General features: G+C 66.0%; 12 protein-coding genes. 7 read left to right on the plus strand and 5 right to left on the minus strand.

Annotated features, from left to right (window positions below):
- The 5 genes from QFZ65_RS12010 to QFZ65_RS12030 all read left to right on the plus strand — a co-directional run bounded on the left by QFZ65_RS12010 (position 1) and on the right by QFZ65_RS12030 (position 5251).
- Complete coding sequence (locus QFZ65_RS12010) at positions 1-714, plus strand: GAF and ANTAR domain-containing protein (RefSeq protein ID WP_306910681.1); 714 nt, start codon at positions 1-3, stop codon at positions 712-714.
- Positions 715-912: 198 nt separating this feature from the next.
- Complete coding sequence (locus QFZ65_RS12015; RefSeq protein ID WP_306910683.1) at positions 913-1134, plus strand: hypothetical protein; 222 nt, start codon at positions 913-915, stop codon at positions 1132-1134.
- 20 nt (positions 1135-1154) lie between these two features.
- On the plus strand, positions 1155-1457 hold the full coding sequence (locus QFZ65_RS12020) for a DUF4193 domain-containing protein (protein WP_306910685.1): 303 nt from the start codon (positions 1155-1157) through the stop codon (positions 1455-1457).
- A 42-nt stretch (positions 1458-1499) separates the two neighbouring features.
- The gene (locus QFZ65_RS12025; RefSeq protein WP_306910686.1) at positions 1500-1967 is read left to right on the plus strand and encodes an NUDIX domain-containing protein; all 468 of its coding nucleotides are present in this window, start codon (positions 1500-1502) and stop codon (positions 1965-1967) included.
- Positions 1968-2074: 107 nt separating this feature from the next.
- Complete coding sequence (locus tag QFZ65_RS12030) at positions 2075-5251, plus strand: bifunctional cytochrome P450/NADPH--P450 reductase (RefSeq protein ID WP_306910688.1); 3177 nt, start codon at positions 2075-2077, stop codon at positions 5249-5251.
- A gap of 52 nt (positions 5252-5303) precedes the next feature.
- Here QFZ65_RS12030 and QFZ65_RS12035 read toward each other — a convergent pair whose 3' ends face one another.
- The 4 genes from QFZ65_RS12035 to QFZ65_RS12050 all read right to left on the minus strand — a co-directional run bounded on the left by QFZ65_RS12035 (position 5304) and on the right by QFZ65_RS12050 (position 10255).
- A complete protein-coding gene (locus QFZ65_RS12035) occupies positions 5304-6749 on the minus strand; it encodes an alpha-amylase family glycosyl hydrolase (RefSeq protein WP_306912567.1) in 1446 nt (481 codons plus the stop codon).
- Positions 6750-6946: 197 nt separating this feature from the next.
- Positions 6947-7684, minus strand: coding sequence for a hypothetical protein (locus QFZ65_RS12040; protein WP_306910690.1), 738 nt, complete (start codon positions 7682-7684; stop codon positions 6947-6949).
- A gap of 88 nt (positions 7685-7772) precedes the next feature.
- Positions 7773-9599, minus strand: coding sequence for a gamma-glutamyltransferase (gene ggt / locus QFZ65_RS12045; protein ID WP_306910692.1), 1827 nt, complete (start codon positions 9597-9599; stop codon positions 7773-7775).
- A 113-nt stretch (positions 9600-9712) separates the two neighbouring features.
- The gene (locus QFZ65_RS12050; RefSeq protein WP_306910694.1) at positions 9713-10255 is read right to left on the minus strand and encodes a hypothetical protein; all 543 of its coding nucleotides are present in this window, start codon (positions 10253-10255) and stop codon (positions 9713-9715) included.
- 90 nt (positions 10256-10345) lie between these two features.
- Between QFZ65_RS12050 and QFZ65_RS12055 the strand changes: the two genes are divergently transcribed.
- Entirely contained in the window at positions 10346-10921 is a 576-nt protein-coding gene (locus tag QFZ65_RS12055; protein WP_306910696.1) for an antibiotic biosynthesis monooxygenase, read from the plus strand.
- A gap of 71 nt (positions 10922-10992) precedes the next feature.
- On the opposite strand, the gene QFZ65_RS12060 is transcribed toward QFZ65_RS12055, so the two are convergent.
- The gene (locus QFZ65_RS12060; RefSeq protein WP_306910698.1) at positions 10993-11865 is read right to left on the minus strand and encodes a Rieske 2Fe-2S domain-containing protein; all 873 of its coding nucleotides are present in this window, start codon (positions 11863-11865) and stop codon (positions 10993-10995) included.
- A gap of 315 nt (positions 11866-12180) precedes the next feature.
- On the opposite strand from QFZ65_RS12060, the gene QFZ65_RS12065 reads away from it, so the two are divergent.
- Positions 12181-12441 carry a hypothetical protein gene (locus QFZ65_RS12065; protein WP_306910699.1) on the plus strand — a complete coding sequence of 87 codons (261 nt, stop codon included), beginning with the start codon at positions 12181-12183 and terminating at the stop codon, positions 12439-12441.
- The last annotated feature ends 6 nt before the right edge of the window (positions 12442-12447 follow it).

A 12447-nucleotide genomic window follows, 5' to 3' on the forward strand; every position in this document is an offset into this window, starting at 1 on the left:
ATGGTGACCAAGAGCCGTGCAGAACGGGTCAGCGCGGCCTTCGTAAAAATTACGGACACGTTAATTGCTGACTACGACGTGCTGGGCCTGCTCCACGTGCTGGTGGAGGCCGCCGTCGATCTGCTGGACGCTGCCGATGCCGGCCTGCTACTTGCCGATCCGCACGGCGAACTGCAGCTCCTGGCGTCCACGAGCGAACGCAGCCAGCTCGTCGAGATCCTTCAGCTCCAAGCCGGATCCGGACCCTGCGTTGAATGCTATCGAACCGGTTCTGTGGTTGCCGTAGGGGATATCGCGGCGATGACCGGACGGTGGCCCGAATTCCAGACGGCCGCGCTTTCGCAGGGCTTCAGCTCGGTCCATGCCGTTCCGATGCGCGTCTCCGGCAGGACCATCGGTGCCATGGGTCTCTTCCGCGACAAGCCCGGCCTCCTCTCCAGCGAGGATGCCGCCATCGGCCAGGCCCTAGTGGACGTTGCGACCATCAGCATCATGCAGGAACGGGCCGTCCGTGAAACAGCGATGGTCAACGAACAGTTGCAGCGGGCTTTGAACAGTAGGGTTCTCGTCGAACAGGCCAAAGGCGTGATTGCCTACACCGCCCGCGTGAGCATGGAAGAGGCGTTCGGGCGGTTGCGGAGTTACGCCCGCTCAAACAACCAGAGCCTTCAGGACACCGCGGCGCTTGTTATCCATCGGGCCCTGCGTCTCTAACCGCGGGGCTGCCTGCGCACCTTGGAATCGCTTCCCAAGTGGGCCTTTTCAAGTCCGAGCTGTTTCCCTAAAATTGCACTGTTGCCCCGGACCCCGGCAGCGCTTCCTTAGTTGGCGCTCGTCCGGAGGAGACCCTGGTGCAAGGCAGATACACAAAAAGCTGGATAAGGCCTACGGGTAGCGTCAGGGGTGTGGGCCATGTCTATTGACCCGATCCGGGCAGTGGAAGAGGCAGCTGCCCACAATGTGGCCGCGGACTTCGAACACGAGCATTCCGCGCCCGAATTGCAGGCTGCGGTTGCCAGTGCTGTCACGGGCGGAGCGCCGATCAAGGAGGTGGCAAACGCAGCACGCATGACGTCACTGGAAGTCCTCGATGCCGCAGACTCCCATACCTACCCCGGCCGCCTGTCCAGGTGAGCCCAGAAGGACACAGCAGAATGGCCACAGACTATGACGAAGTGCGGTCCGATGTTGCCGAATCGCGCATGGATTCACTCCGCGCGGTCCAGTCCGCCAACGCGCCGGATGCGGGCAGCGTTCTTCGCGAGCTGGACGAGGCGGACACCACGGACGGCGTGGAACTGCCCGGCGCGGACCTGTCCGGCGAGGAACTGAGAATTGAAATCGTCCCGCAGCGGGAAGATGAGTTCACCTGTTTTTCCTGCTTCCTCGTCAGGCACAGGTCCCAGATCGCACGTGAGAAGGACGGCCACGCCTACTGCCGTGACTGTGAGGGCTGACCATCCGGGTTCCGGCAGCCGGACCGCCTACGGACCCACCGGATGACGGTGCACAGCGCGGGCATACTGCTGTACCGCAGGCGCGGAGCCGAAGACGTGGAGGTGTGGATCGCACACATGGGCGGTCCTTTCTGGGCCCGGAAGGACGCCCATGCCTGGTCCATTCCCAAGGGCGAATACCTCCTGGATGAGGATCCGCTGGTGGCGGCCCTGCGCGAGTTTGCCGAAGAGATGGGCACCGCGGCACCTGAGGCCGGCTACATCAACCTGGGCGCCTTCCGGCAACCCTCCGGGAAGGTGGTGACGGTCTTCGCGGCGGAGTCCGACTTTGCACCCGAGCGGATCGTGAGCAACACGTTCGCGCTGGAATGGCCGAAGGGATCCGGCACTCTGGCCAACTTCCCGGAGATCGACGACGCCAGATGGTTCCCGGAGTCCGTGGCCCGCGAGAAGCTGGTCAAGGGACAGCTGCCGGTCCTCGACGCGCTCCTCCGCCACGTTCGGAAGTAGTTCCCTTAATCCAACCGGAGTATCGTGGACTGAAATGGGGAGAGCCTCGGCCGGTCGGGCAGCAGGATGTTGTCCCGTGCTCGATCGCCGGCCGCCGAGGAGCGCACATGACTTCCCCCACCGTCCCCATCCCGCAGCCTCCCCCGAAGCCGGTGGTGGGCAACCTGGCGGATATCGATTCCAGCAAGGGCATTCTGGGAATAGTCGAGCTGGCCGAGCGGTACGGCCCCATTGTCCGCATCCAAATTTTCAACCGTAGCGTTGTCGCCATCTCCTCACAGCAGTTCGTCAACGAGGTATGCGATGAAGCGCGCTTCGGAAAAGTGCTGGGCAGGGCCCTCCGGGAGGTGCGGGACTTCATCGGTGACGGCCTGTTCACGGCGGAGACACAAGAACCCAACTGGCAGAAGGCGCACCGGATACTGATGCCGGCGTTCGGGCCCGCGGCGCTGCGGCGGATGTTTAGCGGTATGGATGACATCGCGGAGCAGCTGCTCCTCAAGTGGGAGAGGCTTGGCCCTAACGTCCGGATGGATGTTCCGGACAACACCACCCGTCTGACGCTGGACACCATCGCGCTGTGCTCTTTCAGCTACCGTTTCAACAGCCTCTACCGCGAGGACGTGCATCCTTTCGTGGGAGCCATGGTCCGAGCCCTGGTTGAATCCGGCGACCGGTCGCGCAGGCTCCCGGTACAGAACAAGATCATGCTGCGCAAATTGCACCAGCTCGAAGAAGACAATGCCCTGATGTTCGAGGTCGTCGACCAGATCATCCGCGACCGCCGGCGCAACCCCAGCCCGCCGGGCAGCGAAGACATCCTGGACACCATGCTCAACGCGGCGGACCCGCTGACTGGTGAGCGGCTGTCCGAGAAGAATGTCCGCTACCAGATGGTCACTTTTTTGGTCGCCGGGCACGAGACCACCAGCGGCCTGCTGTCCTTTGCCCTCTACGAGCTGCTGCGGCATCCGGCTGTCCTGGCCAGGGCGCGGGAGCATGTGGACGAAGTACTGGGCACCGAGAGCGCCCGGTTCGAGCATCTGCCCCGGCTGGGGTACCTGGACCAGGTGCTCAAGGAAACGCTCCGGCTCTGGCCCACCGCGCCGGCCTTCAGCGTCGCGCCGTTCGAGGACACCACGCTGGCCGGCAAGTATGAGGTCCCCGCAGGTCAGCCCATCCTGGTCCTGCTCCCCCAACTACACCGGGACAAGGCGGCGTGGGGCGACGACGCCGACGTTTTCGATCCCGACCGGTTCTCCCCCGAACGGGCCGCCGCAATCGCGGCCAATGCGTGGAAGCCCTTCGGCAACGGGCAACGCTCCTGCATCGGCCGGGGATTTGCCCTGCAGGAGGCCCAGCTGTTCCTGGCCAAGCTCCTGCAGCGTTTTGAGATCACGGCCGCGGATCCCGACTATGAACTGAAGATCCACCACACGCTGACCATGAAGCCCGAAGGGCTGTTTCTCTACGTACGACGGCGGCCCGTCCGGATCGGAGCACCAAGGGAACCCGCCGTCGAACATGCGCCGCGCGTCGAAGCGCCAGCCGCCGAGGCGGCGAACGGTATTCCGATACGCGTGCTCTACGGTTCGAATGCGGGAACCTCCCAGGACTTTGCCCAGCGCATCGCCAACGACGCCGGCCGTCGGGGCTACAGCCCCACCATCAGTCCGCTGGACGATTCAGCCGGCGGACTGCCGACGGTGGGGCTCGTCGCCATCGTGGCCTCCTCATATGAGGGACAGCCGCCGGATAACGCCCGGAAGTTTCTGGCCTGGACGGAGGCACTGCCGCCCGGAGGCCTCGCGGGGGTGCGGTACACGGTATTCGGCAACGGCAACAAGGACTGGGCGCGGACCTACCAGGAGGTACCCAAGGCGATTGACGCCCGGCTGGCGGCTGCCGGTGCGGAGCGGATCTACGCCCGGGGCGAGGCCAATGCCCGCGGGGATTTCTTCGGTGACTTTGACGAGTGGTACGCCGGATTCTGGCCGGCTGTAGATGCCGCCCTCGGGCAGGATACAAGCCCGCCGGCCGCGCAACCCGGGCTTCAGGTCCAGTTCGTCGGCAACGTGCGGGACCCGCTGCTGCGCCAGAACGGGCTGGACCTGGGAACCGTGGTGGCGAACCGCGAACTCGTCAATATGGCCAAGCCCCGGGCCCGGTCCAAGCGGCACGTCGAGATCGCCCTGCCCGACGGGATGAAGTACCGCGCCGGCGATTACCTGGCCGTACTGCCGCTGAGCCCCAGCGAAGTGGTGCAGCGGTCCCTGAGCCGCTTCAAGCTGGATTACGACTCGCATGTCCTGTTGAGCATGGAGCAAGGAGACACTTTCCTGCCCACCGGCATGCCCGTGGCCGTGGGCGAACTGCTGAGCAGCTACGTGGAACTGACGGTCCCGGCCACCCGGAGCCAGCTCGGGTACCTGGCCGACGTCGCCGAGGATCCTGCCCACCGCCGGGAGCTTGAGTCCCTCGCGGAGGACCGCGAGCGCCATGCGGCGGAGGTCCTCGACAAGCGGCTCTCCCTGCTGGAACTGCTGGAAACGTACTCCTCCTGCCAGCTGTCGTTCAGCTCTTTCCTGCAGCTGCTAACCCAGCTGTCTCCGCGGCGGTATTCCATCTCCTCGTCCCCGCTTTGGAGCCCGGACCACGTGACGCTGACGTTTTCCGTCATCCAGGCCCCCGCCTGGTCAGGCCGCGGGGTTTTTGAAGGCGCGGCTTCCACCTATCTGGCCCAGGCGAGGCCGGGGTCGCGGGTGGCGGTTACGGTCCGGCCCTCCAACGCGGCCTTCCATCCGCCGCAGTCCCTTGAGGTTCCGCTCATCATGGTCTGCGCGGGGACCGGGCTGGCGCCCTTCCGGGGTTTCGTGCAGGACCGGGCGTTGCGGGCCGAGGCTGAGGGGACCAGACCGGCACCCTCCATGCTGTTCTTCGGCTGCCGGGCACCGGATACCGACTTCCTCTACCAGGCGGAGCTGGCGTCCTGGGCGGATGCGGCCAACCTCGACCTCCGGCCCGTTTTTTCGACGATGCCCGAGGACGGCCGGAAGTACGTCCAGGACCGGCTCTGGGCAGACCGGGCTGACGTCGTCGAGCTCGTCAAACAGGGCGCAACTGTCTACGTCTGCGGCGACGGCAAGCACATGGCCCCGCAGGTGCGGGACACGTGCGAGCGGATCTACCGGGAGGCGACCGGCGTGTCCGAGGCCGACGCCGACAGGTGGATGGATGAGGTGGAGCGCACCCACGGCAGGTATGTGGCCGACATCTTCACGTGAGTGCGCCCGCCAGGCCCGGGCAGGCGCCCCGGTCAGGCCCGGGCGGGCCCGGTTACGTCCGGCGCAGGACGAGGAGGCCGTTGGCCGGCAGCCGCACGTCGATCCGGCCGTCCTGGCTTGGCAGCGTGGCACCGAAGTTGCCCAGATTCGTTCCGCCGTAAAACGAGGAGTCGCTGTTGAAGACCTCCTGCCAGCCTCCCGGCACCAGGCGCTCCGCCGTCGTCTGGACGGTATACCCCGTCCCGAAAGGGCGGTTGTTCAGGGACGCGATGACCAGCTCGCGGGTGGTGCCGTCGGAACGGACGAAGGCCAGGACCCTGGCGCCGTCCGCGGCGTGGATGATGTCGATGCTCCGCGAGCGGAGGGCGCGGCTGCCGCGGCGGAGCCTGATCAGGTCCTGGTAGTAACGGAACAGGTTTGCGCCAAGCCCGGACCGTTCGGCCAGGATGTCTTCGCGTCCGCCTGGGATGTCGTCGAACGTGCAGGGCTTCCGCGCACCGATCTCCTCCCCCATGAAGAACATCGGTGTTCCGGCGGAGAGAATGCTGATCCCGGCGACGACGCGGGTCCGCGCCTCGGCGAAGTCCCGCGTCGGACCGTAGAGGCTGGCGCCGTTGACGGCCGCGAGGATGGTTCGCAGGGTGCCCTTCGCGTTTCCGACTTCATCGTGGGATTCGTGATAGGCGATGTGCGCTTCCCCCGTCCTGGCAAAGGAGCCGCAGAACTGGCTCCAGGGCACCGGGTCGTCCGTCCCGAAACCGGCGCGGTGGAGGATCCTTGCCTTGTCCCCATGATCCGAGGCATCGCCGATGAGGTCGTGGTAGAAGTCCGAGAACCAGGTGGCATTGAAGCCCATCCCGCCACCGCCGGCGGGTTCGGTGATTTTGTCCCACCCCGAATGGTCCTCGGCGATGCGCATAGTGGCCGGACGGATGAGGTTCAGCGTGCGGCTCCACTCCCGCAGCAGCTTTTGCCCGTACAGCTGCGCGGCCGCCACCTCCGACCCGTCGATCTCGTGGCGGTGGTCCCGGTGGATCGCCTCGGTCAGATCCACCCGGAAGCCGTCGACGTGGAACTCGTCAGCGAACTCGGCCGCGCTGCTGGTAAAGAGCTGGCGGACGTTCTCCTCCCACAGGCGCGGGGTCCGTCCCGAGGACCCGTTCTGGAGGTACCCGTTGTTCGGGTTCGCGTAGTCGGCCGACCGGCCCTCGTACCAGTAGTAAATATTCTGCTCGGGCTGGTCGGAGTCGTATTGCCATTGGGCCCGGTCCGCGGTGTTGTCGAAGTGGTTGTACACGACGTCCTGGATGACGGCGATCCCGTTACGGTGGCACTCGCGAACGAAGTGCTTGTACTTGTCCCGTCCGCCGGCGCTGGACTCGATGACGAAATGGTGGGTGTCACCGTAGCCCCAGCTGAAGATCCCGCCGGTCTCGGAGACCGGCATCAGCTCCACCGCATTGACCCCGAGGGACGCCAGATGGTGTATGAACTCCATGGCGTCCGGCAGCTTGCCGGCGTCCGCCCGGCCGTAACCCAGCGATCCGATATGGAGCTCGTAGATGACGAGTTCCGTCAGCCGCGTCGGCACCGGCAGGCCGGCGGTGAACTCGGTGAGCCAGAACTCCTCGTCCGGAATCAGCTTCGGCGGGTCGGTGACCGGCTCGAACTCCTCCCGCACCACGTCCTGGTCGATCACCACGCTGCAGCTGACGCCCCCGTCCAGAGTGCCGGGATTCCCGTCCCAGGGCGGGTGCTGCGGGTTCTCCGGATTGATGGCGCCGCGTCCGATCTGCCACCGGGAGTGGATGTCCGTGCGCATCCGGTCAACGCCCTGCACGGTGCGGATGCGGTACATGTAGGGCACCCCACATAGGACTGGAAGTCCGGTTGAGGAACGCTGGCCCAGATCCCCCCGCCGATGCCGTGCAGCGCGATCACCGGCCGGCTGGGATCGATGCCGCGTCCGTCGTCGTAGATGTAGCCGTTGTCCTTCTTGCCGAACACGACGTCGACTGCCTGCGCATTCGGGGCCCATACCGCGAAACGGATGTGCTCCCCGCCGTACTTGTACAGTTTCTGGGCTCCCAAAAACCGGCTCACCGTCAGGCGGTACTGTGCCGAGTCATGCCCTCCGGCCGGCGGCAGGATGAAAATGCGCTCGGGCCGAACGGGATGGGGAAACGAGTCCTCCGTGGCGATCCCCCACTGGTTGGCTCCGGACGGGCCATCGTGGCGGACCCCCCAGCGGACCTCGCGGCCTGCCATGGCGTCGTCGAAGACCACGGTCGCTTCAAAGGCCGGGCAGCCGTCCTCGCCGGTGGTTTCCTGCATGGGAAGGTCGCTCCAGCCGTTCCACGAGCCGGCCAGCCGGGCATTGCGGAAGAGGCCCCGTTTGATCCCGGTGAGGTACTGGAATCGGACCGTAATCATCGGGTCCCCCGCTCAATAAGCCGATCATGCCGTCGGAGTCCGGCCAGCGTCCGATGGGTGCGCCTTTGTCCAACCAATTCTGTCCAGGTCAATGCGACCGTTTGACCACCATCGCGGAGCCGCCGCCGCGCCTGACCGGCTCGGCCGCAGCAACCATGCGCCCGCCGGACCTGAACTCGATTGCTGTTGCTGCACCGATCTCTGCCGCAGAGGTCGACGGCGCCCCCGCGGCGGCGAGCTTGTGGCCGTAAGGGGTCAGCTGAGGTCCGTACGCGGTGATGAACCCGGCTTCCGCGGTGACCATGTCCGAGTTCCGCTGCGCCGCACGGGGAGCCGCAATCGCTTCGGAGATATTCATGCCCAGATCCACCCTGTTGAGGATGGTCTGCAGGACGGTGGTGATGATCGTCGATCCGCCTGGCGACCCGAGCGCAAGAAACGGCTTGCCGTCCTTGAGGATAATGGTCGGAGACATCGAGGAGCGCGGCCGCTTCCCCGGCTCTATCCGGTTGGGGTCGGCCGGGTCATAAACAGCAGTGAAGTCCGTCAGCTCGTTGTTGAGCAGGAACCCGCGGCCGGGAACCACGATGCCTGACCCGCCCGTCTGCTCGATGGTGAGTGTGTACTCGACCACGTTCCCCCATTTGTCCGCGACCGTCAGGTTGGTTGTGGAGATGTTCTCGGTGTCCCGCTCAGCGGCTGGCGCCGCGGCGGCACCCGGGCACGCACCGTCGTACGAGGCCACATCCCCCGGCGGAACGGGCTTTGCTGCCGCGTGCTTCGGATCGATCTGGCAGGAGCGCTCTTTGCCGAAACGCGGGTTGGTGAGCGCACGGGTGGGGACGTCGACGAACGCGGGGTCACCCACGTATTTGCCCCGGTCCGCGAAGGCCAGCGCGCTGGCCTCGAGGTAATGGTGCAGGGCCGCCGGCCGGGCCATCTCGGACAGGTTGAACGGGTCGAGGATGTTCAGCGCCTCCCCGACGGTGGTGCCTCCACTGCTCGACGGGGCCATGCCGTAGACGTCCAGGCCGCGGTAGTCCACATGGGTCGGGACCTGGTCCAGGGTGCGGTAGGCGGCGAGATCAGCCGTCGTCATGGATCCGGCCGGGACGGGCAACGCCGTGCCGGGGGCTTTCGGCGGAGCCTGGACGGCCGCGGCGATCTCCTCGGCGAGCGCGCCCTTGTAGAGGCTGCCGGCGCCCTCTTTGGCGAGGAACCGGTACGTTTCGGCGAGCTCGGGGTTCTGGAAGACACTGCCGACGGCGGGTGCGTCGCCGCCGGGCAGGAACAGCTTGCTGGTCGACGTGAACGCTTCGAAGCGGGGCTTGTTCTCCAGCGTCTGCAGACGGAACGTATCGTCCACCACGAAACCCCTGGTTGCGACCTTGATGGCGGGCTTAAGGGTATCGGCGAGGCTCAACGTTCCCCAGCGGTCGAGGGCGCGTTCCCAGGTGGCCGCGGTGCCGGGCACGCCGACGGAGACGCCGCTGGTGACGAGATCCGGTGTGAAGGGGTAGGGCTTGCCGGTCGCGGGGTCGATGAAGGCGTCATGCCGCATCGCGGCCGGAGCGGTTTCGCGGCCGTCGATCGTGCTGACCCTGTGGGTTGTCGCGCTGTAGAACACGAAGTAGCCGCCGCCTCCGATTCCGGCGCTGTACGGCTCGGTCACGCCCAGGGTCGCGGCTGCGGCGACGGCGGCGTCAGCCGCGTTTCCGCCCTTGCGAAGGATTTCGATGGCAGCAGCCGACGCTTCCGGATCAACCGTGCTGACCGCACCGCCATACCCCGTGGCGGTCGCGGACTTTTCCGTTTCCCGCGGATCCGCGAAGGCGGGGCTGGTGACGGTCCCGCCGGATACACCCAAAGCCAGGGCAGTCGTGAGTGCAGCGAGTTGACGTCTCACGTGAAGCATGGTCCGCTCCCTGGTCAGGGTGATGCGTGGTGACGGTGCAGCCACGCTACTACTCCGCGGTGCCACACTCAACACCTCCGGGGTGTTCAGCTCCGGCGGGGCTTGGGGGCGGCCTAACCCGCACCCGGGTAGCCGAGGTGGCGCTTGATTTCCTGGAGCTCGGCGCTCAGTTCTTCGACCCGCAGGCTGTAACGGGCGAAGTCGGCTTCGCGGCGCTGCGCCTCCCGATAGCTTGCAATGAGGGCGAGTAGCCCTAAGGGCACGGCAACAACCAGCGCCCAGCCGGCTGCTGCCAGGTATTCCAGGGCGACGGGAAGCGCGGCGCGGAAATCGATAAATTGGTTGACGCCGTCCACTACCCCGTTCAGGACACCGTCGAGGTCTCCCAAAAAACGCCCCACGACGGGAGTATCAGCCAGTTTCGGGGCAGCGCCGAGCCTGTCCTCCGCACCACCGCCCCAGCGGGAGTCGCCGATGTGGGACAACACGTAGATGCCCGTGCCGATGTTCGCCACCGCAAAGACGAGCACGGAGCCGAGAGCAGCCCAGGAAAGCCGACGTGGCCGCCAGAAACACAGCAACAGTCCGGCGGCGATGGCCAAGAGCCAGGTCAGCGCCCTCAGCCACTCGCTGCTCACGTCGCTCAAGATATCCACGGCACCGCCCTCCCTAAACCCTTAGGAAGGTTACCGCGGCCGCTGGCGCCCCCGGGTCCGACACGGGCCGGAGGGGTCGGTAAGATTCGTATGGTGACTATCTCCGATTCCCAGCTCCAGCCAGTCACCGTGTCCGTTGCGCGCACGGTCCAGCCCGGCCGCACACGTCAGGCCAGCGCCTGGGCGCATGCCGGCCAGGAACTCGCCCGCGAATGGCCGGGGTATCTCGGTTCCGGCTGGGTCCGCACAGCCGCGGATTCGAACGAATGGCACATGCTGTACCGCTTTGCCGACGCCCGCCTGCTCCATGACTGGGAACAGTCCGACGAACGGCGGTGGTGGATCGACAGCGCGGCAGATCTTGTGGAAGTCACCCAGATCGAGCGGCGCACGGGTATCGAAGGCTGGTTCGCGCAGCCCGGCGATGCCCGGCTCAGCGTCCCCGAGACGGTGGTACCGCCCCGGTGGAAGCAGATGGTGAGTATCTTCCTGCCCTTCTTCCCGCTCAGCCTGCTGGCCAATTTCCTGCTGCATCCGCTGACCCAGGAGTGGCCGCTCCCCCTGCAGGTACTCCTGGCTACGTGTCTCCTCACGCCGCTGATGACCTATATCTTCCTGCCGGTCACCACCCGGCTGTTGGGGCCGTGGCTGCGCAAGAAGCGCTGACTCCCGCTGTAACTCCCGGCCATGATGCAGGAATAGGCGGCGGCGTGCCCGGCGGCCGCCGCCCGCAACCCCTACCCCGCGCCGGGGAGGGACACCTCCACCGCACCGTCCACGACTCGTGTGCTGAATCGCGGCTGGGCCGACGTCGCAGGTCCTCCCAGGACTTCACCGCTACGCAGCGAAAAGGCGCTCCCGTGCCACGGGCAGACAACGCACGCCTCGCCGCGTTCTTCGATTTTGCCTTCATGCAAGGGTCCGGACAGGTGGCTGCAAACGTCCGACAAAACGTGGACGTCATCGCCCTGCCGGAACACGAGCAGCGGCATGTCGGCCACCATCCGCCGCTCCAGCTTGCCTTCGACGAGCTCGTTCAGCGGCGCCAGGGGCTGCCAGCCGACAGGAAAGCGATGTGGAACATCCTCGGTGTGGTTAGCGCCGGCCGCCTGCCGGTAGCTGAGGTGCCCGCCGAGGAAACCGGAGACAGCAACTGTGGCAAAGCCAAGATAGCCGAGAACCTTCCCGTGTGTTTGCCGGCCGCGGGACCGCTGCACCAGCGACGCGAGGTAGAGTCCGGTGGCGGTGACGTTTGCCGCGGCGTGGACGAGGCCCACGCGCTGTTGCTGCTCGTGGAGGTCCGACCAATCGGTGAAACCTGCGACGGCGGACGGAACCGCGCTGATCGCCCCGACGCCGATCAGGAGGCTGGCCGCGCGCTCGCTTCCCGGCACCGCATCCAGGACGGCGGCCGACGTCCAAGCCCCTAACGGTATCTGGACGGCAAGGGGATGAACCGGATGGCCCAGGGGCACCCCATGGAGCACGTCGCGAAGCCACGGGAACCGGACGATCGAGTTCACGGCTCCTCTGACTCCCTGGACCACGGGATCAAGCCATCGGCTGTCCTCCAGGCTGGTCACGATATTCAGCAGCGGCAACTCTTTCATGTGCTTCCTCCATCATCGGATCGTTCAGCTGAGCCTAATTTCTCCGCACGCGTCTGCACAGCCCTGGAAGGAATGCGCCTTGGCCGGACCACCCGGACCTTGAGGCACTCTTGAGTAAGTCTTGCGCGTATGTACGCGGCCTCCTTGATCATCCGGCGACATGCTCGAATCAATCGGATAACGCAGCTTCCTAGCGGCTCCGACGGCTGGCGCTTAGTTTCGCGCCGGGACTTCGAGGGCAAAGCCTCGGGGACATCGACATCCGGGGGCCGCTGGCATTTTGGCGCCCGCGGACTGGGAGTAAGGTTGAAAGCCATGAACGACAACGACCGGTTGCCTCGGTCCTCCGGTCAGGATGAAGAATCGGTGGCCCCGCCGGACGGAACGCTGGTCATCAGCACGTGGAGCGAGCCGAACCAGCCGCAGGGTTTCCGCGCCCGGCTGCTATTCAGGCAAGGCAGGGGCGCGCAGCCAATTTCGGTTCCTTCTGCTGACCCGGAAGAGGTTCTGGATATCGTGCGTCGGTGGCTCTACGCCCAGGCCGGCTCACCACCGACGGCCGAACCTGGTAGCTGATGCAGG

Origin of the sequence: Arthrobacter sp. B3I9 (assembly GCF_030816935.1) — a bacterium.
Taxonomy (GTDB): Bacteria; Actinomycetota; Actinomycetes; order Actinomycetales; family Micrococcaceae; genus Arthrobacter.